A 22,060-nucleotide genomic window follows, 5' to 3' on the forward strand; every position below is an offset into this window, starting at 1 on the left:
GCCACATTTCTGGCACTCCGCATCGCTGACTCCGGTTGGCGTTGTTTTCGCAGCGATCGAAACGATTCGATTCAGTGAGCTGCACATTCGAATAATTCGACGACCGCGAGAGGGGCGCCGTGGACCCGCAGCCGTTCCGCGATCCGGGTCTGCCGGTCGAGGACAGGGTGACCGACCTGCTCGGCCGGTTGACCGACGAGGAGAAGGTGGCGCTGCTGCACCAGCACCAGCCGGCCGTGCCCAGACTCGGGTTGGCGGCGTTCCGCACCGGCACGGAGGCGTTGCACGGCGTCGCCTGGCTGGGTGTGGCCACGGTGTTCCCGCAACCCGTCGGGCTGGCGTCCTCCTGGGACACCGGGCTCGTGCGGCGGGTCGGCGAAGCGGTCGGTGTCGAGGCGCGCGGCTTCCACCACCTGGACCCGGTCAAGCACGGCCTGAACGTGTGGGCGCCGGTGGTGAACCCGTTGCGCGACCCGCGTTGGGGCCGCAACGAGGAGGGCTACTCCGAGGACCCGACGCTGACCGCGGCCATGGGCACGGCGTACGCGAGCGGGTTGCGCGGCGACCACCCGCGCTACCTGCGGACCGCGCCCACGCTGAAGCACTTCCTGGGCTACAACAACGAGGACGACCGCTGCGTCACGTCGTCCGACCTCCGGCCGCGGGTGCTGCACGAGTACGAGCTGCCGTGCTTCCGCGGCCCGATCGAGGCGGGCGCGGCGGTGGCCGTGATGCCGTCCTACAACCTCGTCAACGGCCGCCCCGCGCACCTGAGCCCGTTGCTGGAGCAGGAGCTGCAGACGTGGTCGCCGCACGGCGTCGCGGTGGTCAGCGACGCGTACGCGCCGCAGAACGTGGCCGGGCTCCAGGCGTACCTGCCGACCCAGGCCGAGGGGCACGCGGCGCTGCTCAACGCGGGCCTGGACAACTTCACCGCCGAGGACGCCGACGCCGCGTTCACGATCGAGAGCGTCACCGCGGCGATCAAGGACGGCCTGGTGCACCGGGACGTGGTCGACCGGGCCGTCGGCCGGGTGCTCGCGCTGCGGTTCCGCCTCGGTGAGTTCGACCCGCCCGAGGGCAACCCCTACGCGGCGATCACCTCCGACGTGATCGGCACGCACGGCGAGCTGGCCCTGGAGGCCGCGCGGCAGGCGGTCGTGCTGCTGCGCAACGAGTCCCTGCTGCCGTTGGCGCGCGGCACGGAGCTCGCCGTCATCGGCACGCACGCCGACGCGCTGTTCGAGGACTGGTACAGCGGCACCCCGCCGTACCAGGTGACCGTCCGAAGAGGACTGGAGGAGTTCGCCGCCGTCTCCTGCACCGAGGGGGTCGACCGGATCGCGCTGCGCGCGGCGGACGGCCGCTACCTCGGTGTGCGCGGCGGTGTCGTGGGACTGGGCGAGCGCGCGCTGTTCGACCGCTTCGACTGGGGCGACGGCGTGTGGACGCTGCGGGACGTGGCGTCGCGCCGCTACCTGGGCGTGGCCGACGACGGGTCGTTGGTGGCCACCGCGACCACGCCGGGCGGCTGGGACGTGCGCGAGCTGTTCGAGCCCAGGTCGACGAACGGCGGTGTGGTGCTGCACAACGTCGTCGGCGGGCTCGACAACCCGGCGACGGTGCGGGGGAGCACCCGCCTGGACGCCACGCCGTTCACGATCGAGCGGGTGGTGGACGGGCTCGCCGCGGCGGCCGAGGCGGCGGCGCGGGCCGACACCGCCGTGCTGGTGCTGGGCAACGACCCGCACATCAACGGCCGGGAGACCCAGGACCGCACCACGCTGCGGCTGCCGTCGCTGGACCTGGTGCGCGCGGTGCGCGAGGCGAACCCGAACACGGTGCTGGTGCTCGTGAGCAGCTACCCCTACGCGCTGGACGGCGAGGAGGAGCACCTCCCGGCCATCGTGTGGACCGCGCACGGCGGGCAGGAGCAGGGCCGGGCGGTCGCCGAGGCGTTGTTCGGCGCGTTCTCCCCGTCGGGCAAGCTGACCCAGACCTGGTACCGCGGCGACGACGACCTGCCGGACATCTTCGACTACGACATCATCCGCGCGGGCAGCACGTACCTGTACTTCACCGGGGAGCCGCTGTTCCCGTTCGGCCACGGGCTGGGCTACACCACGTTCGAGTACTCGGGGCTGGAGTGGGCCGACGGCGTCGCGAGGGTGTCGGTCACCAACACCGGCGAGGTGGCGGGGGCGGAGGTCGTGCAGCTGTACTCCTCGGCGCTCGACTCGCGGGTGCGCCGGCCGGTGCGCGAGCTCCAGTCGTTCCACCGGGTGCACCTGGAGCCGGGGCGGACCGCGGTGGTCGAGCTGGCCGCGGACCGGCTGTGGCACTGGGACGTCACCACCGGCAGGCGCGTGGTCGAGGCGGGGCGGTACGAGATGTGCGCGGGCTCCTCGTCGCGGGACATCCGGGCACGGCTGGTCGTGGACGTGCCGGGGGAGAGGATCGCGCCGCGTGCCGGCGCGTTGCCCGCCGCGGACTTCGACGACTGCGACGGCGTGCGGCTGGTGGACGACGAGGTCGTGTTCACCCGGGCCGGCGCGTGGATCGCGTTCCACGACGTGACCGACGAGTCCTGGTCCGCGCCACCGGACACCCGGATCTCGGTCGACGGCGGTTCGGTCGTGCTCACCGCGCAGGCGGCGGGCGTGCGGGTGCGGGAGGTGCGTTGACGTGGTGACCATCGCCGATGTCGCGCGGCACGCCGGGGTCGCCCCCAGCACGGTGTCGTACGTGCTCACCGGCCGCCGCTCGATCTCCTCGGCCACCAAGGCCAGGGTCGAGGCGAGCGTGCGGGAGCTGGGCTACCACCCGCACGCGGGTGCCCGGTCGTTGGCCAGCAACCGGGCCAACGTGCTGGCGCTCGTGCTGCCGATGCGCGAGGGCATGCACATGCCGGTGCTGATGCAGTTCGTCGTCGCGGTCGCGAACGCGGCCCGCCGGCACGACCACGACGTGCTGCTGGTGACCGCCGACCAGGGCGCGGCGGGGCTGCGCCGGGTCGCGGGCAGCGCGCAGGTCGACGGGTTGCTCGTGATGGACGTCGAGATGCACGACGAGCGCGTGCCCGTGCTGCGGGAGCTGGACCGGCCCTCGGTGCTCATCGGCTTCCCCGCCGACGCGGCCGGGTTGACGTGCGTGGACCTCGACTTCGCCGAGGCGGGCTCGCGGTGCGTGGACCACCTGGCCGACCTCGGGCACACCTACGTGGCGCTGGTCGGCGCGCCGCGCGCGGTCTACCAGCGCGACACCGGGTTCGCGCACCGCACCATGGCCGGGTTCAGCGCGGCGGCGATGCGCCGCGGCGTCTCCTCGACCACCCTGCCCACCGACACCGACCACGAGTCGGTCCGCGTGGCGATCACCGGCCTCCTGGAACGCCACCCGACCGTGACGGGTCTGGTGGTGCACAACGAGGCCGCGCTGCCGTCCGTGGTGGAGGTGTTGCGGTCGCTGGGCCGCAAGGTGCCCGACGACGTCGCGGTGATCGCGATCTGCCCGGACGACCAGGCCGAGCGGCTGATGCCGCCGCTGACCTCGGTGGCCGTGCCCGCGGAGCAGCTGGGCCACCACGCGGTGGCGCTGCTGATGGCCAAGCTCGACCGGACACCGACGCCCCCGTTGACCCTGTTGCAGCCACGGCTCACCGAGCGGGCCAGCACGACGCGCTGACCGACGCGGTCGCGGGCGCGTGGTCTGCCGCGTTCTCCGCCCGGCCGACCCTTGCGTTCGCCGACGCGCCGCCGGAGTGCCGCGCGCTACCCTCCGGTGGGTGAGCGACAACCACGTCGTGGTCATCACCACCACCGACAGCGAGGACGCGGCCGGCACGTTGGCGCGGGCGATCGTCGAGGCGCGCCTGGCCGCGTGCGTGCAGATCGGCGGCCCGGTCCGGAGCGTCTACCGGTGGGACGGCGAGGTGCACGACGACCGCGAGTGGCAGCTGTGGATCAAGACCGCCTACGACCGGGTGGACGAGCTGACCGAGTTCGTCAAGGCGCGCCACACCTACGACGTGCCCGAGGTGCTGGCCCTGCCGGTGCTCGGCGGCAACACCGACTACCTGGCCTGGCTTACCGAGGAGACCAGGCCCGGATCACCCGGTTGAGGCAACGCGTCGCCCACCGTGCGCACCACCCGTGACCGCACTGAGCGGACGGTTCTACACGTTCTTCTGGGTGCCACCCGATCGTGGCGGGCGATCGGGTGACTAGTCGCGGTGACGTCGACTACGTTCGGTCGTGGTCGAATTGTTTTTCACCGGAAAGTGCCTTCTGTTGCGGCAGCCCGGTATTCACGATCGGGGCACCCTTTCAGGGGACTTCCCGTCGTCGGGGGCGGTGCTGGCGTTGGGCGCTGTTGCCATTCGGAACACATGTCCGCGACCGTCGCTCGCACTCGAAACCCTGATGTGCTCGACGAATCCGGCCGCACCGGGCCCGGGCGGGGATCGGGTGGGTGTCCATTGTGACTGTCGTCGGACGCGGGTATCCGATTCGCATCCCGAATGCGTCGGGGATTCTCGAATGCGTCGGTAGTGCCCGCTGATACCGCCATCCCGTCAAGGAGAACGAACCAGATGACGATTGAGGCATCCCCCGTCCTGCGCACCGACTACCAGAAGTCCGTGGCGGCGTACTGGAACGCCGAGCGCGACCCGGTGAACATCAAGCTCGGCGAGGTCGACGGGATCTACCACCACCACTACGGGGTGGGCGCGTACGACGATTCGGTGCTGACCGGTCCGGAGGAGACCCGCGACGCACGGGTGATCGCCGAACTGCACCGGTTGGAGAGCGCACAGGCCACCATGCTGCTCGACCACCTCGGCCCGATCCGGCCGCAGGACCGCCTGCTCGACGGCGGGTCCGGCCGCGGCGGCACCAGCCTCATGGCCCACCGCAGGTTCGGCTGCCGCGGGGACGGCGTGACGATCTCCGAGAAGCAGGTCGAGTTCGCCAACGCCCAGGCCGCCAAGTGGGACGTGGCGGACCAGGTGCGGTTCCACTTCCGCAACATGCTCGACACCGGTTTCGAGACCGGCGATTTCGCGGGCATCTGGACCAACGAGACCACGATGTACGTCGACCTGTTCGAGCTGTTCGGCGAGTTCTCCCGGCTGCTGGGGCACGGTGGCCGGTACGTGTGCATCACCGGCTGCTGCAACGACGTCACCGGTGGCCGGTCCAAGGCCGTGAGCCAGATCGACGAGCGCTACACGTGCAGCGTCCACTCGCGCAGCGAGTAGGGGTGGAGAAGTCGTTCCTCCAGGCTTACCGGGAGGGCAGCTTCCGCTACCTGTTGATCGCCGCGGATCGGGTGCGATGACCACGCTGGACGGGTTCGCCGCGGCGCTGGCCGGGCCGACCGGGCTGGGCACGTCCGCGGCCCGGCTGGCCGCCGCGCTGACCGACCGGGCGCCGGGCCCGGCCTCGACCGACTTGGTGCCCGGCGCCGTGCCGCCAGGCCCCGCGTCCGGTGTCGCTCTGCCGAGTCCCGCGTCCGGCGCCGCACCGACCGACCCGCTGCGCGATCCCGCGTACGCGGAGCGGGAGTGGGGCGACGGGTCGGCGTCGCCCCTGTACGTCCCGGTGGCCGAGCGGGTCGACGACCGGCTCGCCGACGAAGTCGACGACCTGCTCGTCCGGTGGGCCCGCGACTGCGGCTTCACCGACGACGAGCAGGAGCTGATGCGCAAGGCCGGGTTCGGGCGGCTGGCGGTGCTCGCGCACGTCGACACCGACGACCCGGAGCAGTTGCTGATCGCGGCGAAGCTCAACGCCGCGTGGTGGGCCGCCGACGACCTGTACGCCGACGACAGCGGGATGGGCGCCACGCCGACGGAGCTGCCGGCGAAGCTGTCGCTGGCGATGGCCGCGATGGACCCGGTCGCGCCCGTGGGCGAGTTCTCCGAGCCGCTGGAGGAGGCGCTGGAGTCCGACCGGGTGCTGGTGGCGCTGCGCACGGGCGTCGAGTACCTGGGGCGGCACGGCACGCCGGCCCAGGTGCAGCGGGCGTGCTACTCGACGTTCGCGATGTTCGTCAGCTGGGACACCTACGCCGCGTGGCGGCACACCGGCGCGTACCCCCCGGCCTGGGAGTACCTCGCCACCCGCCAGCACGACAGCTTCTACACGTCGATGACGCTGGTGGACGCCGTCGGCGGCTACGAGGTGCCCGCCAACCTGTACTACGAGCCGCGGGTGCGCCGTGCGCTCATGCAGGCGGGCACCGCGTCGGTGCCGGTGAACGACCTGCACTCGGTGGCCAAGGACGCCGCCGACGCGAACCCGGTGTGCAACATGGTGCTCCAGATCGCGGCGGACCGGGGCTGTTCGACCGAGGAGGCGACCGAGGTCACCGTCGAGCTGCACAACCAGCTCGTCCGCGACTTCCAGGCGCTGCACGAGAGCCTGCTGCCGGTGCCGTCACCCGAACTGCAGCGCTTCCTGCGCGGCGTGCGGTCCTGGATGGGCGGCGGCTTCGAGTGGCACGCCACCAACCCCCGCTACCGCACCGCGTGACACCTGCGCCACGTGCCCGGCCGGCGCAGCGCCGCCCGCGTTCCGCCGGCCGGGCACCTGGTGCGGACCTCGGTCGCCGTGCGCTCCCCGGCGAGCGACGGCGCTGAACGCCGTGAGTTCCCCCTTCGCGCCACCACGAGGGTTCCCTCAGGTTCGGGTCGTCCCGCCGTCGAGGAACGCCGTGATCCGCGCGGCCCCGGTGGTCGCCAGCCACGTGCGCAGGTCGAGCAGACCGGGGTGCAGTCGTCTCGTCGCTTCGACGTCGGCCCGGTAGCCGCGCTCGTTCAGCCACTCGTTGGCGTGCGCGAAGTCCTCGCTCACCCGCCTGATGACGTCGATCGGCACCTGCTCGTACGGCGTCGTGCGACCGGTCGCCGCCGAGATGGCGGCGGCGATCCCGACCGGGGTCAACTCGTCGCCCGCGATGTCCTCGGTGCGGCCGATCCACGCGTCCGGGTCGGCGAACGCCAGCGCGACGAGCACCGCGACGTCGTCCACCGCGATGAGCTGCTGCGGGACGTCCGGTGCCAGGCCGGTGGACACCCTGCCGTCCCGCAGGGCGTAGCCGCCCGTGAAGTTCTCCATGAAGGACACCGGTCGCAGGACGGTGGCGGGCAGGCCGAGTTCGGCGATGCGCCGTTCGATCCGGTGCTTGCTCACCACGTTGACCGGCAGCACTTCGGTGGCGTGCCTGCCGGCACCGGCCACCGAGCTGAACACGAGGTGCGCCACGCCCGCCCGGTGCGCGGCTTCGGCGACGTTGCCGCCCCAGCGGACTTCGTCCTCGGTGGTGAAGTCCGGTGCGGTGCCGGGCGAGCCGACGGTCGGCTGGACGCTGAACACGCCGTGCGCGCCCGCCATCGCGGCGACCAGCGAGTCCACGTCCTCCATGTCGGCCTGTACCAGCGGCGCGTTCGACTCGGCCTTCGCCGGGGTGCGGGTCAGGGCGCGCACCCGCCAGCCGTCCGCCACCAGCCGCGCCGTCACCGCGCGTCCCTGCAGGCCGGTCGCGCCGACCACGGCAATCGTCTTGTCCACGGTTCTCCTCGATCGGTAAACGGAGTGGGCCCCCGTTTCCTGGTCGCTACGATATGGAGGACCACCCCACTTGGTCCAGTCGTCAATCGGAGGAGCGTGTGATGCGTGCCGACGCCCGCCGCAACCGGGAGCGGATCGTCGCCGTCGCGGGCGTCGCGATCGCCGAGCAGGGCGCGGACGCCTCGCTGGAGGAGATCGCCCGCCGGGCGGGTGTCGGATCGGCCACCCTGCACCGGCACTTCCCGACCCGCCAGGTGCTGCTGGAGGCGGTGTTCCGGGACCGGGTCGAGGAGTTGTGCGACCGAGCCCGGGCGACGGCGGCGGAGTTGCCGCCCGGTCCGGCGCTGGTGGTGTGGTTGCGGTCGGTCGGCAGGCACGCGGCGGCGAACCGGGGTCTGGCCGCGTCGCTGATGCGCGGCGCGGACCCGTCCTTCGGCAGTGCCTGCCACGCGATGATCACGGCCGCCGGCGAGGAGCTGGTGTCGGCCGCCCGGCGTGCCGGCGACGTGCGTTCCGACGTGGCCGTGGTGGACCTGCTCACGCTGACCAACGCGGTGTCACTGGCGGCCGAAGGCGACCCGGCCGAGGCCGACCGCCTGCTCACGCTGGCGCTGGAGGGCATCCGCCCCGCGTGACGCCCCGGTCCGGCGCAGACACCGCCCGGCGACCTCGTCGCGGCGCGCTGGACCGGACGCGGTCGGACGGCCGAGGGCGTGCTGGACCTCTTCGGCAACGACATCCCGCAGGTCGAGGACGACCGCTTCGCCGAGCACCGGGTGGCCACCTGGACCGGCCGGGCCTAGAGCCCCAACCGCCGCCGGACCAGGGTGGCGGTGTGCACGGGTTCGGCGGCGGAACCGTGCCGGACCTGCGTGCGGCAGCTGAAGCCGTCCGCCACGACCGCCGTGTCACCGCCGGCGGACCGCACGGCCGGGAACAGGGTCTGCTCGCCCACCGCCATCGACACGTCGTAGTGGCCGCGTTCGAAGCCGAAGTTGCCCGCCAGCCCGCAACACCCCTCCAGCACCGACGCGCTCACCCCGGTCTTGGCCAGCAGCTCCCGGTCGGCGTCGAACCCCAGCTCCGCGTACTGGTGGCAGTGCGGCTGCACCACCGCCCGCCCGGCGCCCGCCACCGGTTCCAGCAGCGGCGACACGTGTTCGGCGAACGTGCGCACCGACTCGGCCAGCCGCACCACGTCCGGGTCGTCGCCGGCGACCTCCACCGCGTCGGAACGCAGGAACGCCGTGCAGCTCGGCTCCAACCCCACCACCGGCACGCCGTCCCGCGTCCACGGCCGCAGCACGCGAGCCGTCCGCCTGACCACCCGCCGGGCGATGCCCAACTGGCCGGTGGAGAACCACGTCAGCCCGCAGCACACCGCCGACCGCGGCACCTCGACGCCCTGCCCGGCGTGCCCGAGCACCGCCACCGCGTCGAAACCGACACCCGGCTCGAAGTAATTGGTGAACGTGTCGGGGAACAGCAGCACCCGGTCGCCGGCTGTCGTCCGGTGCACGGCTCCACCGCGGGCGGAGGCCTCGAACCTCGACTGGAACGACCGCACCGGCGTCGGCAGCGGGCGTTGCGGGGCCACGCCGGCGAACCGCCCGAACCGGGCGGTGAGCCCGTTCACCAGCCGCAGCCGCAACCACAGCGGCAGCCAGCCCATCGAGTAGTGCGCCGCCGGCCGCACCCGTCCCCGGTAGTGGTGGTGCAGGAACTCCGCCTTGTACGCGGCCATGTCCACGTCCACCGGGCAGTCCCGCTTGCACCCCTTGCAGCCCAGGCACAGGTCGAGCGCGTCCCGGACCTCCTCCGAACGCCACCCGCCGCGCACCACCTGCCCACCGAGCATCTCGAACAGCAGTCGCGCCCGGCCCCGGGTGGAGTGCTTCTCCTCCCTCGTCACCCGGTAGCTCGGGCACATCACCCCGCCGGTGGTGTTGAGGCACTTGCCCACGCCCACGCACCGCCGCGTCGCCGCCGCCAGGTCACCGCCGTCGGCGTGCAGCGCGAGCTTCGCCCTGGTCGGGATCACCGGCGGCGCGACCAGCACGCGCAGGTCGGCGTCCAGCTTCACGGGCGCCACGATCCGACCCGGGTTCATCCGGTTGTCCGGGTCGAACGCCGCCTTGAACCTCCCGAACGCCTCGATCGCGGCCGGCGGGTACATCCGGGGCAGCAGCTCCGACCGCGCCTGCCCGTCGCCGTGCTCGCCGGACAGCGACCCGCCGTGCGCCACCACCAGGTCGGCCGCGTCGTGCAGGAACGACCGGTGCCCGCGCCGGAAGTCGAAGTCGATCCGCACGTGCACGCAGCCCTCGCCGTAGTGCCCGTAGGTGATGCCGCGCCGGCCGTGCCCGGCCAGCAACGCGTCGAACTCGCGCAGGTAGGCGCCCAGCCGCTCGGGCGGCACGGCCGCGTCCTCCCAACCCGACCACGCCTCGCCGCCGTCGGGCATCCGGGTCGCCAGACCCGCGCCGTCCTCACGCACCCGCCACAGCGCGCGCTGCCGTCCCGGATCGGTCACCACCACCGAGTGGGGCGCGAGGGCGGCGGCCCGGTGCGCGACCGCGTCCTCGGCCGCCTCCACGAACAGCCAGCTCCGACCGGGCGGCAGCAGCCGCCGGGACTCGCCCGCCGCCCGGGCCAACTCGGCGTTGAGGCCCTCGATCGTGAGCACGTCCAGTTCACGCAGACCGGGTGCCAGGTCGGCGGCGTCGTACGGTCCGTCGAAGCCGAGCACCGCCAGCACCCGGCGCGGTGGCGCCCGCACCAGCTCCACCGTCGCGCCGAGCACGGTCGCGCACGTGCCCTCCGAGCCGACCAACGCCCTGGTCAGGTCCGGTAGCGCGTCCAACCGGTAGCCCGACACCCGCCGGTCGAGCGCGGGGAACCAGGACGGGTCGACCTCGGGCAGGTCGAGCGGCGGGGGAGTGCGGGTGTCGAACCGGCGGCCGTCGGCCAGCAGCACGTCGAGCGCGCGCACGTTGTCGCTGGTCTTGCCCCACGCCACGGAGTGCGCGCCGCAGGCGTCGTTGCCGATCATGCCGCCGAGCGTGCAGCGGGAATGGGTGGACGGGTCCGGCCCGAACACCAGCCCGTGCGGCCGGGCCGCGTCGTTGAGCCGGTCCAGCACCACGCCCGGCTGCACCACCGCGACGCGCTCGACCGGGTCCACCGAGATCACCCGGTCGAGGTACCGGGAGAAGTCGACCACCAGGCCGGCTCCCGCCGAGTTGCCCGCGATCGACGTGCCCGCGCCCCGGTTGGTGATCGGCACGCCGTGCTCGACCGCCACCCCGACCGCCGCCACCACCGCGTCCACCGATCGCGGCCGCACCACGACCTCCGGCACGTGCCGGTAGTTCGAGGCGTCGACGGAGTAGAGGGCGCGGTGGGCGGGGTCGGCGAGCACGTCGCCGTCCACCTCGGCCCGGAGTCGTGCGATGAAACCGGTCACGCGCCCGATTGTGATCCACCCCCGGCCAATGGTGGCGTACTTAGGGGTAGGAGATAGCCTCGCCCCGCATCAACCAGCAGCGATGGGAGCAAGCGTGTCGAGGTCCGTTCTGGTCACCGGCGGCAACCGGGGCATCGGTCTGGCGATCGCGCGGGCGTTCGCGGCGCAGGGCGACAAGGTCGCGGTGACGCACCGCGGTTCCGGCGCTCCCGAGGGCCTGCTCGGCGTCAAGTGCGACGTGACCAGCTCCGCCGAGGTCGATGCGGCGTTCGCCGAGGTCGAGGCCGCGCACGGGCCGGTCGAGGTGGTCGTGGCCAACGCGGGCATCACCGACGACACCCTGCTGCTGCGGATGACCGACGAGCAGTTCACCCGCGTCCTGGACGCCAACCTGACCGGCGCGTTTCGGGTGGCGCAGCGCGCGTCCAGGGGCATGCTGCGCAAGCGCTACGGCCGGATCGTGTTCATCTCCTCCGTGGTCGGCCTCACCGGCGGCGCGGGCCAGGTCAACTACGCGGCCAGCAAGGCGGGCCTGGTGGGCGTGGCCCGGTCGATCGCCCGCGAACTCGGCACGCGCAACATCACCGCGAACGTCGTCGCGCCCGGCTTCATCACCACCGACATGACCGACGCGCTGCCCGAGGACCGCAAGAAGCAGATCCTCGCGCAGGTGCCGTCGGGCCGTTACGGCACGACCGACGAGATCGCCGCCGCCGTCACGTTCCTGGCCTCCGACGCCGCCGCGTACATCACCGGCGCGGTGCTGCCGGTGGACGGCGGCCTCGGCATGGGCCACTGAGCCGCCAGACCAGCATCAAGCCAACACTCTCGGAGGACGGGTTTCAGTGACGGGACTGCTCGAAGGCAAGCGGCTGCTGATCACCGGGGTGATCACGGACGCGTCGATCGCCTTCCACGTGGCCAAGGTCGCCCAGGAGCAGGGCGCCCAGGTCGTGCTCACCGGCTTCGGCCGGATGAGCCTCGTGGAGCGCATCGCCAAGCGCCTGCCGCAGGGCGCGCCGGTGGTCGAGCTCGACGTGCAGAACCAGGAGCACCTGGACACGCTGGCCGACCGGGTGCGCGAGCACGTGGACGGCCTGGACGGGGTCGTGCACGCGATCGGCTACGCGCCGCCGTCGTGCCTGGGCGCGCCGTTCATGGACGCGCCGTGGGAGGACGTGGCCACGGCCATGCACGTCTCGGCGTACTCCTACAAGGCGCTGGTGAAGGCGACCCTGCCGCTGATGGACCGGGGCGCGTCGGTGGTCGGCCTCGACTTCGACGCCCGCCAGGCGTGGCCCGCCTACAACTGGATGGGCGCGGCCAAGGCGGCGTTCGAGTCGATCAACCGCTACCTGGCCCGCGACCTGGGCCCCCAGGGCATCCGGGTCAACCTGGTGTCGGCCGGACCGGTGCGCACGATGGCCGCCAAGTCGATCCCCGGCTTCGCGGACCTGGAGGCCATGTGGGGCGAGAAGGCGCCGCTGGGCTGGGACGTCGACGACCCGACGCCGGTCGCCCGGTCGGTGTGCGGCCTGCTGTCGGACTGGTTCCCCGCCACCACCGGCTCGATGGTGTTCGTGGACGGCGGCGTGCACTTCCTGGGCCTGTAGCCCGGTAGCGCCCGCGACCGGGTCGGCGTGCGGTCGATCACGCCGACCCGGTTGTGCGCCGTCCCGGCAGCGGCGCGAGGATGTCCGGGTGAGTTACGACGCGCTGCTCTGGCTGTCCTTCGGCGGACCGGAAGGACCCGAGGACGTCCGCCCCTTCCTGGAGAACGTGACCCGCGGACGCGGCGTACCGCCCGAGCGGTTGGACGAGGTCGAGCGGCACTACCAGCACTTCGGCGGCGTGTCGCCGATCAACGCGCTCAACCGCGCCGCGATCGAGGCCGTGCGCGGCCTGGTCGACCTGCCGATCTACTTCGGCAACCGCAACTGGCACCCGATGGTCGAGGACGTGCTGGCCGAGATGAAGGCCGACGGCGTCCGGCGCGCCCTCGTCTTCCCGACCAGCGCCTACGGCGGCTACTCGGCGTGCCGGCAGTACGACGAGGACGTCCTGCGCGCCCGCGCGGCCGTCGACGACGCGCCCGAGCTGGTCAAGCTGCGCCAGTTCTTCGACCACCCGCTGTTCGTGGAGTCGTTCGCCGACGCCGTGCGCGCGGCCGCGGCCCGGGTGCCCGGTGACGACCTCCGGGTGGTGTTCACCGCCCACTCGGTGCCGATGTCGGCGGACCGGGCGGCCGGACCGCCCGAGGACGGCGGCCACCTCTACTCCCGGCAGGTCGCCGAGGCGTCCCGGCTGGTCGCCGAGGCCGCGGGCGTGCCCGAGTTCGACGTGGTGTGGCAGTCGCGGTCCGGGCCGCCGCAGGTCCCGTGGCTGGAGCCGGACATCGTGGACCACATCGACACCCTCTACGACAAGGGTGTGCGCAACGTCGTGGTGTGCCCGATCGGGTTCGTCAGCGACCACCTGGAAGTGGTGTGGGACCTCGACACCGAGGCCCGTGAGCGCGCCCAGGAGCTGGGCATGGGCTTCGCCCGCGCGGCCACGCCCAACGACGACCCCCGGTTCGCCCGGCTGGTGGCGGAGCTCGTCGCCGAGCACGTGGCCGACGCGCCCGTCCGCAAGCTCTCGGACTTCCCGATCGCCGGGTGCACCACCAACGGGGCGTTCTGCGCCACGCGGTGCTGCGAGCCCGCGAAACGGCCGGGTGCGGCCCGATGAGCGTGGACTTCAGCTGGTCGCCGCGGCCCGCGGACTGGCGTGACGCGTTGCGCATCGCCGTGCCGCTGTACCGGTGGGCGCCGTGGTTCGCCGCGGTGCTCGGCGTGCTGGGCGTCGTCGTGCTGGCGATGGGCATGACGTGGGCGGGCGTGTTCGGCGTCGTCCTCGCTGTGATCATCATCGCACTGGTGCCGGTGGGCACCGCGGTGAACTTCCACAACCACCCGCTGGCGGCCAAGACGGTGACCGGCACGGCGGACGCGCACTCGCTGCGGATGTCCGTGGGCGAGGCCGCGCGCAGCGAGCTGAGCTGGGCCGAACTGCCGGGATGGGTGGAGACGGCGCGCGGCTTCGTGCTCAAGACCGGCACCACCGCCCTGTACGCCGTGCCGCACCGGGCGTTCGCCGACGACGAGTCGGTCGAGAGGTTCCGCTCCCTGCTGGTGGAACACGTCGGCCCGGCGGCCTGAGTCGTCGCGGTGCCCGCGTACCCTCGGTAGGCGTGTCTTGTGCGAGTGCGACGCTGGTCGTCTGGACGTCGGCCTGGCTGCATGGTGCGGCCGCGGCCGACGACGTCCTCGACGCCCTGGGGTTCTGGGCCGAGCTGCACGAAGTGGTGGCCGATGACGACGGCACCGCGACCGCGCTCGACCTGCCCGGCCCCGACGAGGCCCCGGTAGGTCCCGCGCTGCTGCTGGCGTCGTTGCGCCGCGCGTCCGCGACCACGGCCCGGTTGGTGATCCCGGTGCCCGGCGACGTCCGCGGGCTGGGCGCCAACGGCCCGCTCGGGAAGTCCGCGTTGCGCGCCGGCGAGGCCGCCGTGCTGCCCGAGGTGGGCGTGGGCCTGGTGCCGAAGCTGGTCGCCGACGGGGTGCTGCGGTGGACGGTGTTCGACCTGCCGAGCGCGCCCGCCGGCGAGCACGTGCCGATCGGTGAGGCCGAGCACGGCCTGGCGTCGGCGATGCGCGAGGCGGCCACCGCGCTGGTGACCTTGGACGTGGCGCGGCACCGGCCGAACGTGCGGGCGGAGATCGCCGCGCTGGCCGCGGAGCACTCGGCGGTGGAGTGGCCCGCCGGGATGCCCGCCCGTTCCCTGCGCGTGCTCCAGCGTGCCGCGGAGGTCGCCGCGATCCTGACCGCGGCGGCGTCCGACGCCCCCGGCTCGGCGGTGTCGGCGACCGCGACGAGGGCGCGGGACGAGGCGTTGCGGCCGTTGTCCGAGGCCGTGCGACGCGCTCGGCTCGCGGCCGTGGACGAAGCGGTCCGGGTGCTTTCGGATCAGGGGGCCGGCCGCCATTAGGCGGCAGCCGTCGTCGAATATTCGACAGGAATTCGGCGATGACCGAACTGGCCATTAGGTCGGACGCGGCGGGCCGTGTCGAATATTCGACGCCGACGTTGCTCCCGAACCGCGCGGGCAATCGGCTGAACAGGTGATCCGGGCCGGCGCCGTTTGCTACCCGAATCGATTCCGGCTCACCGCGAACGAGCAATCCCATCGGTGATCGAAGTACTGAAACCGCAGGTCAGCGGGCCTTGGGCAGGGTACGTGCACGGGTATAGCCGCGGATTATGTCCAGGTCAACCCCTCGTCAACACGAGGTGTCGTGCGTTACCGTACGTCTGGGAGCGCTCCCAGGCAGCTGTTTCGGTCTCGCGTCGAATCCCGATTCGGCGAAATCGCTGGGAGCGCTCCCAGATGGCGGGTTGCTCGCAAGGAGGCGATGCATGAGTCTGCGCACGTTCGTACGTTCCCGGAAATTCACCGGGGCATTGGCGGTGACCTCGGTGGCGGCCCTGTCCGTTGCCGGGGTGGTGGCGTCGGGCGCCACCGCCAATGCGGCCCCCGGTTGCCGGGTGGCGTATCAGATCACGAACCAGTGGCAAGGCGGATTCGGCGCCAACGTCACGATCACCAATCTCGGTGACGCCATTTCCGGCGGTTGGACGCTGGAGTGGGACTTCGCCGCCGGCCAGAGGGTCCAGCAGGGGTGGAGCGGCACGTTCTCCCAGTCCGGGAGCCGCGTGACGGTCCGCAACCCCTCTTGGAGCCCCAACCTGGGCACCGGTGCGTCGGTGACGCCCGGGTTCAACGGCTCGTGGACCGGGTCCAACCCGGTGCCCACGCAGTTCCGGCTGAACGGCACGGTGTGCACGGGGTCGGTCGACACGACCACCACGACCACCACCACGACCACGACGACCACCACGACGACGACCACTAGCGGCACCAACCCCGGTGGCCCGAAGGTCGACAACCCGTACGTGGGTGCCGGCGTGTACGTCAACCCGCAGTGGTCGGCCCGCGCCGCCGCCGAGCCCGGTGGCTCGCGGATCGCGAACCAGCCCACCGGTGTGTGGTTGGACCGGATCAGCGCGATCGCCGGCAACGGCTCGCCGACCACCGGTTTCATGGGCCTGGCGGACCACCTGAACGAGGCCGAGAAGCAGCGCGCGGCCCGTGCGGACGGTCAGCTGGTCTTCCAGTTCGTCGTCTACAACCTGCCCGGCCGCGACTGCGCCGCGCTGGCGTCCAACGGTGAGCTGAAGGCCGGCGAGATCGGTCGCTACAAGACCGAGTACATCGACGCGATCACGAACATCGTGTCCAAGCCGGAGTACTCGAAGCTGCGCATCGTCGCGGTCATCGAGATCGACTCGCTGCCGAACCTGGTGACGAACGTGTCGCCGCGGGCGACCGCCACGCCGAACTGCGACGTGATGAAGGCGAACGGCAACTACATCGAGGGCGTCTCGTACGCCGTCGGCAAGCTCGGCGCCATCTCCAACGTCTACAACTACATCGACTCCGGCCACCACGGCTGGATCGGGTGGGGTGACACCGTCGCGGAGTACGACAACTTCTACGCCTCGGCGAAGATGTTCGCGTCCATCCTGGGCAAGAACGGTGCCACCAAGGACAAGGTCCACGGCTTCATCACCAACACCGCGAACTACTCCGCGCTGGAGGAGCCGTACTGGACGGTCGACGACCTGGTCGGCGGCCGCCCGGTGAAGGAGAACGCCAAGTGGGTCGACTGGAACGACTTCAACGGTGAGCTGGGCTTCGCCACGGCGATGCGCAGCGAGCTCGTCAAGCAGGGCTTCGACAGCGGCATCGGCATGCTGATCGACACCTCGCGCAACGGCTGGGGCGGCCCCAACCGGCCCACCGCGAAGTCGACCGCGACCACTGCGGACGCGTACGTGAACGAGTCGCGCATCGACCGCCGCCACCAGAAGGGCAACTGGTGCAACCAGGCCGGCGCCGGTCTGGGCGAGCGGCCGAAGGCCGCGCCGAAGCCGAGCATCGACGCTTACGTCTGGATCAAGCCGCCGGGTGAGTCCGACGGTTCGAGCAAGGCGATCCCGAACGACGAGGGCAAGGGCTTCGACGAGATGTGCGACCCGGCCTACGGCGGCAACGTCCGCAACGGCAACAACCTGTCGGGTGCCCTGGCCGACGCGCCGCTCTCGGGTCACTGGTTCTCTTCCCAGTTCCAGGAGCTCATGCGCAACGCCTACCCGGCGCTGTGACGATCGGTTGACCGGACACCACAACTGAATGATCCGAACACCCGCAGGCGGCGTCCACTTCGGACGCCGCCTGCGGGGGATTATTCGGTTGCCGGCGCTCTTACCGTGGCACGGGTGGACATCGACGAGATCACCGCGCGGTTGGCCCTGAGGTTCGGTCCGTCGGTCGCGGAGTGGTGCGCGGCTGTGCCGGACCGGGCGGCGCGGGCCGCGGCGCGCTGGGGACTGACCCTGGGCGACGTCATGCCGCCGGGCGCGTCCTCGGTGGTGGTGTCGTGCCGGCGTTCGGGGGACGGGGCGGCGTTGGCGCTGAAGCTGAGCCCGGACCCCGTCTTCCTGACCGAGCAGACGGCGGCGCTGCGGCTGTTCGCCCCGTCCGGCCGGGTGCCCGCGGTGCTGGCCGAGGCGGACGGCGAGGTGCTGATGGAGGCCGTCCGGCCGGGCACGATGGCCGACGAGCTGCCGACCCCGCCGTCACCGGGGGAGTGGGCCGCGCTGGCGGCGGCGCTGCACACCGTGCCCGATCCCGGCGCGGGCTGGCGGGGCCTGCGCGACCGGTGCGAGGAGTTCTACACCAGGATCGGCCGCCGCCTGGCCGACCCGGCCGTGGCCGCGCACGTGTCCGAGCGGACGTGGGCCCGGGCGCGGGAACGCTGCCTCGCCCTGCTCGACACCCAGCCCGCCGTGCTGCTGCACGGCGACCTCCACCTGGGCAACGTGCTCGACGGCGGTCCGGAGCGGGGGCTGGTCGCCATCGACCCGCGGCCGTGCGTCGGCGACCCGTGCTTCGACGTCGTGGACTACGTCCTGGACGCGGCCGGCGACGAAGGCGTGGCCGCCCGCACCGAGCAGGTGGCCGCGGCCGCCGGCCTGGACCCCGACCGACTGCACGACTGGTGCCGGGCGCTGGCCCCGGTGACCGCCGTCTCCCGCCTGGACGACCACGCCGCCCTGACCGAACTGCTCACCCTGTCCCGCTGACACCTGCCTGCTGACGCCTGCGTGGTCAGACGTGCTCGCTGACACCTGCTCGTTAACGCCTGCCTGGTGACACCTACCGGCTGAGAGGTGCCCGCTGACGCCTGTTTGTTGAGCCTCGCCCGCCGACGCCGTGCTCACGCCGCCGGGATCGGGTGCCTGCCCGGCCACTCGATTCGTGCTCTACCCGCGGACGCTGCGCAGGGGTCCCCGCCCGGGGGACCCCTGCTTTCAGCTTGCCAGAGGGGTACGACAGTTCCGGGCGGTGTGGCGGCCCGCCGGTCCGTCACCGCGGTGGAGCCGCTCTACGTCGACCGGAGGCCGATCGGTGCGTAACTTCGGTGGGGTGACCTCTGAGCTTCCCACCACCGCAGGCGCCCTACGCACGGCCGGTTACCTGCCGCGCGGGGTGAAGGCCGAGATCCGGGAGAATCTCCTGGCCGCCCTCCGCGACGGCCGCGACCCGTGGCCCGGCATCGTCGGCTTCGACCGCACCGTGCTCCCCCAGCTGGAACGAGCCCTGCTCGCGGGCCACGACGTGGTGCTCCTCGGCGAACGCGGCCAGGGCAAGACGCGGCTGCTGCGCACCATCGTGGGCCTGCTGGACGAGTGGACCCCGGTGATCGAGGGTGCCGAGCTGAACGAGCACCCGCTCGACCCCATCACGCCCGAGTCCAAGCGCCGCGCCCGCGAACTGGGCGACGAGCTGCCCGTGACCTGGAAGCACCGCGACGAGCGGTTCGCCGAGAAGCTGGCCACGCCCGACACCAGCGTCGGCGACCTGGTCGGCGACGTCGACCCGGTCAAGGTCGCGCAGGGCCGCAGCCTCGGCGACCCGGAGACCATCCACTACGGCCTGCTGCCGCGCTCCCACCGCGGCGTCATCGCCGTCAACGAGCTGCCCGACCTGGCCGAACGCATCCAGGTCGCGCTGCTCAACGTGATGGAGGAGCGCGACATCCAGATCCGCGGCTACACCCTGCGGCTCCCGCTGGACGTGCTGCTCGTCGCCACCGCCAACCCCGAGGACTACACCAACCGCGGCCGGATCATCACCCCGCTCAAGGACCGGTTCGGTGCGGAGATCCGCACCCACTACCCGCTGGAGATCGGCGCCGAGATCGAGCTGGTCCGCCAGGAGGCCCACCTGGTCGCCGAGGTCGGCGACCACCTGCTGGAGGTCATCGCCCGGTTCGTGCGGCACCTGCGCGAGTCGTCCTCCATCGACCAGCGCTCCGGCGTCTCGGCCAGGTTCGCGGTCGCGGCGGCCGAGACGGTGGCCGCGAGCGCCCTGCGGCGCAGCGCCCTGATCGGCGAGAACCCGCCCATCGCCCGGCCGGTCGACCTCGACTCGGTGCCCGAGGTGCTGCGCGGCAAGCTGGAGTTCGAGGCCGGTGAGGAGGGCCGCGAGCAGGAGGTGCTGGTCCACCTGCTGCGCCGGGCGATCGCGGACACGGCCCGGTCGACGTTCGCGGGTGTCGACCTGCGCCCGCTGGCCGCGCTGGTGTCCGACGGCCACCCGGTGGCCACCGGCGAACGCGTGCACCCCGGCGACCTGCTGGCCGCGCTGCCGGAGCTGCCCGTGCTGCACGACGTGGCGCAGCGGGTCGGCGCGGGCCCCAAGGACCCGGCGGGACGCATCGCGTCGGCCGTCGAACTGGCGCTGGAATCGCTCTACCTCACCCGTCAGCTGTCCAAGGACACCGACGACGACCGAACGGTGTACGGATGAGCAACTACCGGTACGGCCGGTACGTCGACGGTCCCGACCCGCTCGCACCGCCCACCGACCTGCGCGCGGCCATGGACGAGCTCGGCCGCGAGGTCATGGAGGGCGCGTCGCCCGCCTCCGCGCTGCGCGAACTGCTGCGCCGCGGCCTGCCCGGCACCCGCGGCCTGGACGACCTGACCGCGCGCCTGTGGCAGAAGCGCTCGGCCCTGACCAGGCGCAACCGGCTGGACGGCACGTTGCAGGAGGTCCAGCGGCTGCTGGAGGAGGCGTTGCAGGCCGAACGGGCCGCGTTGTTCCCCGACCCGGACGACGAGGCGCGGTTCCGCGAGGCCAGGCTGGACGCGTTGCCGCAGTCGACCGCGGCCGCGGTGACCGAGCTGGCGGAGTACGACTGGCGGTCGCCGCAGGCCCGCGAGTCCTACGAGCAGGTCCGCAACCTGCTCGGCCGCGAGCTGATGGACCAGCGGTTCCAGGGCATGAAGCAGGCCATGGAGAACGTCCGGCCCGAGGACGTGCAGCGGATCCAGTCGATGCTGGACGACCTGAACGGCCTGCTGGCCGCGCACGCCGCCGGCGAGGACACCGCCGAGCGCTTCGAGCGGTTCATGCGCGAGCACGGCGAGTTCTTCCCGGAGAACCCGCGATCGGTGGAGGAGCTGATCGACGCGCTGGCCGCCCGGTCCGCCGCCGCCCAGCGGATGATGAACTCGATGTCCGAGCAGCAGCGCCAGGAGCTGTCCGCGTTGTCGCAGCAGGCGTTCGGCAACTCCGGCATCGGCTCGCAGCTGTCCCAGCTGGACTCGCTGCTCCAAGGTCTGCGACCGGGCGAGGACTGGGACGGCTCGGCGCGGTTCCGCGGCGACAACCCGCTGGGGCTGGGCGAGGGCGCGCAGGCGATGGCGGACCTGGCCGAGCTGGACGCGTTGGCCGAGCAGCTGTCGCAGTCCTACCCCGGCGCGCGGCTGGAGGACATCGACCTGGAGGCGCTGGTCCGGCAGCTCGGCGACGAGGCGGGCGTGGACGCGCGGCGGTTGGCCGAGCTGGAACGCGAGCTGCGGTCGCAGAACCTGCTGGAACGGGCGCCGGACGGCTCGCTGCGGTTGACGCCGAAGGCGCTGCGGCGGTTGGGCGAGACGGCGTTGCGCGGCGTGATCGACAGCGCGCGGGAGCAGGGGCAGCGGGACAACTCGTCCGCGGGCGCGGCCGGTGAGCTGATCGGGTCGACGCGGCCGTGGCGGTTCGGCGACACCGAGCCGTGGAACGTGCCGCGGACCGTCACCAACGCGGTGCTGCGGTCGGCGGGCGGCCCGGTGCGGCTCGACGTGGTGGACGTCGAGGTCAGCGAGACCGAGCAGCGGTCGCGCGCGGCGGTCGCGTTGTGCGTGGACACGTCCTGGTCGATGGTGCAGGACGGCCGGTGGGTGCCGATGAAGCGCACCGCGCTGGCGCTGCACCACCTGGTGCGGACGAGGTTCCGCACCGACGCGCTGGAGCTGATCACGTTCGGCCGGCACGCCGAGACCGTCGACATCGGGCAGCTCACCGGGTTGGAAGGGGTGTGGGAGCAGGGCACGAACCTGCACCACGCGCTGCTGCTGGCCGGTCGGCACGTGCGCAGGCACCCCGACGCGCAGCCGGTGGTGCTGGTGGTGACCGACGGTGAGCCGACCGCGCACCTGGAGCCGACCGGCGACGCCGAGTTCCGCTACCCGCCGCTTCCCCGGACCATCGGCAAGACCCTGGTCGAGGTCGACGCCCTGGCCCGGCTGGGCGCGTCGATCACGGTGTTCCGGCTGGGCGACGACCCCAGGTTGACCAAGTTCGTGGACACCGTGGCCCGGCGCTCCGGCGGCCGGGTCGTCGCGCCGGGCGAGGACGGCCTGGGTGCGGCCGTGGTCAGCGACTACCTGAGGTCCCGCAAGCGCCGTTGAACGAGGGGTGGGGGGGGGGGGGGGCCGGGGGGGGGGGGGCCCCCCCCCCCCCCCCCAACCAGAGCAGCGACGCCGCGACCCCCGCCCCCCCCGCCCCTCGCCTGTGGAGTGG

16 protein-coding genes and 1 pseudogene are annotated in these 22,060 nt (G+C 72.5%); 15 read left to right on the plus strand and 2 right to left on the minus strand.

The window, feature by feature from the left end; all coding sequences use genetic code 11:
* The first annotated feature begins 119 nt into the window (after positions 1-119).
* The 5 genes and pseudogenes from AB0K14_RS05005 to AB0K14_RS05025 all read left to right on the plus strand — a co-directional run bounded on the left by AB0K14_RS05005 (position 120) and on the right by AB0K14_RS05025 (position 6,536).
* On the plus strand, positions 120-2,684 hold the full coding sequence (locus tag AB0K14_RS05005; protein WP_360462692.1) for a glycoside hydrolase family 3 C-terminal domain-containing protein: 2,565 nt from the start codon (positions 120-122) through the stop codon (positions 2,682-2,684).
* Between the two features lies 1 nt (position 2,685).
* Positions 2,686-3,684 (plus strand): LacI family DNA-binding transcriptional regulator, encoded by a 999-nt coding sequence (locus AB0K14_RS05010; RefSeq protein ID WP_360462690.1) that lies wholly within the window; start codon positions 2,686-2,688, stop codon positions 3,682-3,684.
* Positions 3,685-3,784: 100 nt separating this feature from the next.
* Positions 3,785-4,120, plus strand: a complete 336-nt coding sequence (cutA, locus tag AB0K14_RS05015) for a divalent-cation tolerance protein CutA (RefSeq protein WP_360462687.1) — start codon at positions 3,785-3,787, stop codon at positions 4,118-4,120.
* Between the two features lie 471 nt (positions 4,121-4,591).
* Positions 4,592-5,340, plus strand: a pseudogene (locus AB0K14_RS05020) (methyltransferase domain-containing protein).
* A complete protein-coding gene (locus tag AB0K14_RS05025; protein WP_360462684.1) occupies positions 5,337-6,536 on the plus strand; it encodes a family 2 encapsulin nanocompartment cargo protein terpene cyclase in 1,200 nt (399 codons plus the stop codon). Before AB0K14_RS05020 ends, AB0K14_RS05025 begins: the two are co-directional and overlap by 4 nt.
* Positions 6,537-6,683: 147 nt before the next feature.
* Here the strand turns inward: AB0K14_RS05025 and AB0K14_RS05030 are convergent, their stop codons facing one another.
* Positions 6,684-7,574: an NmrA/HSCARG family protein gene (locus AB0K14_RS05030; protein ID WP_360462681.1), complete on the minus strand. Its 891-nt coding sequence runs from the start codon at positions 7,572-7,574 to the stop codon at positions 6,684-6,686.
* A 101-nt stretch (positions 7,575-7,675) separates the two neighbouring features.
* On the opposite strand from AB0K14_RS05030, the gene AB0K14_RS05035 reads away from it, so the two are divergent.
* Complete coding sequence (locus AB0K14_RS05035; protein WP_360462678.1) at positions 7,676-8,209, plus strand: helix-turn-helix domain-containing protein; 534 nt, start codon at positions 7,676-7,678, stop codon at positions 8,207-8,209.
* 164 nt (positions 8,210-8,373) lie between these two features.
* Here the strand turns inward: AB0K14_RS05035 and AB0K14_RS05040 are convergent, their stop codons facing one another.
* Positions 8,374-11,040 (minus strand): FAD-binding and (Fe-S)-binding domain-containing protein, encoded by a 2,667-nt coding sequence (locus AB0K14_RS05040; protein WP_360462675.1) that lies wholly within the window; start codon positions 11,038-11,040, stop codon positions 8,374-8,376.
* Between the two features lie 94 nt (positions 11,041-11,134).
* On the opposite strand from AB0K14_RS05040, the gene AB0K14_RS05045 reads away from it, so the two are divergent.
* From AB0K14_RS05045 to AB0K14_RS05085, 9 genes are all read left to right on the plus strand, one after another.
* Positions 11,135-11,839, plus strand: coding sequence for a beta-ketoacyl-ACP reductase (locus tag AB0K14_RS05045; protein ID WP_077009181.1), 705 nt, complete (start codon positions 11,135-11,137; stop codon positions 11,837-11,839).
* A gap of 46 nt (positions 11,840-11,885) precedes the next feature.
* Positions 11,886-12,653, plus strand: a complete 768-nt coding sequence (fabI, locus tag AB0K14_RS05050; RefSeq protein WP_360462672.1) for an enoyl-ACP reductase FabI — start codon at positions 11,886-11,888, stop codon at positions 12,651-12,653.
* A gap of 88 nt (positions 12,654-12,741) precedes the next feature.
* The gene (locus AB0K14_RS05055; RefSeq protein ID WP_360462669.1) at positions 12,742-13,770 is read left to right on the plus strand and encodes a ferrochelatase; all 1,029 of its coding nucleotides are present in this window, start codon (positions 12,742-12,744) and stop codon (positions 13,768-13,770) included.
* Positions 13,767-14,240, plus strand: coding sequence for a YcxB family protein (locus AB0K14_RS05060; RefSeq protein ID WP_360462667.1), 474 nt, complete (start codon positions 13,767-13,769; stop codon positions 14,238-14,240). The genes AB0K14_RS05055 and AB0K14_RS05060 overlap by 4 nt, the downstream gene beginning before the upstream one ends.
* A 32-nt stretch (positions 14,241-14,272) precedes the next feature.
* Entirely contained in the window at positions 14,273-15,070 is a 798-nt protein-coding gene (locus AB0K14_RS05065; protein WP_360462664.1) for a hypothetical protein, read from the plus strand.
* A 557-nt stretch (positions 15,071-15,627) separates the two neighbouring features.
* Positions 15,628-17,307 carry a glycoside hydrolase family 6 protein gene (locus AB0K14_RS05070; protein ID WP_360462661.1) on the plus strand — a complete coding sequence of 560 codons (1,680 nt, stop codon included), beginning with the start codon at positions 15,628-15,630 and terminating at the stop codon, positions 17,305-17,307.
* A 114-nt stretch (positions 17,308-17,421) separates the two neighbouring features.
* Entirely contained in the window at positions 17,422-18,288 is an 867-nt protein-coding gene (locus AB0K14_RS05075; RefSeq protein WP_360462658.1) for an aminoglycoside phosphotransferase family protein, read from the plus strand.
* A gap of 343 nt (positions 18,289-18,631) precedes the next feature.
* Positions 18,632-20,017 carry a sigma 54-interacting transcriptional regulator gene (locus AB0K14_RS05080; RefSeq protein ID WP_360462655.1) on the plus strand — a complete coding sequence of 462 codons (1,386 nt, stop codon included), beginning with the start codon at positions 18,632-18,634 and terminating at the stop codon, positions 20,015-20,017.
* Positions 20,014-21,948 (plus strand): VWA domain-containing protein, encoded by a 1,935-nt coding sequence (locus AB0K14_RS05085; RefSeq protein ID WP_360462652.1) that lies wholly within the window; start codon positions 20,014-20,016, stop codon positions 21,946-21,948. Before AB0K14_RS05080 ends, AB0K14_RS05085 begins: the two co-directional genes overlap by 4 nt.
* Positions 21,949-22,060: the final 112 nt, after the last annotated feature.

Source organism: Actinosynnema sp. NPDC050801 (genome assembly GCF_040673975.1).
Taxonomy (GTDB): Bacteria; Actinomycetota; Actinomycetes; order Mycobacteriales; family Pseudonocardiaceae; genus Actinosynnema.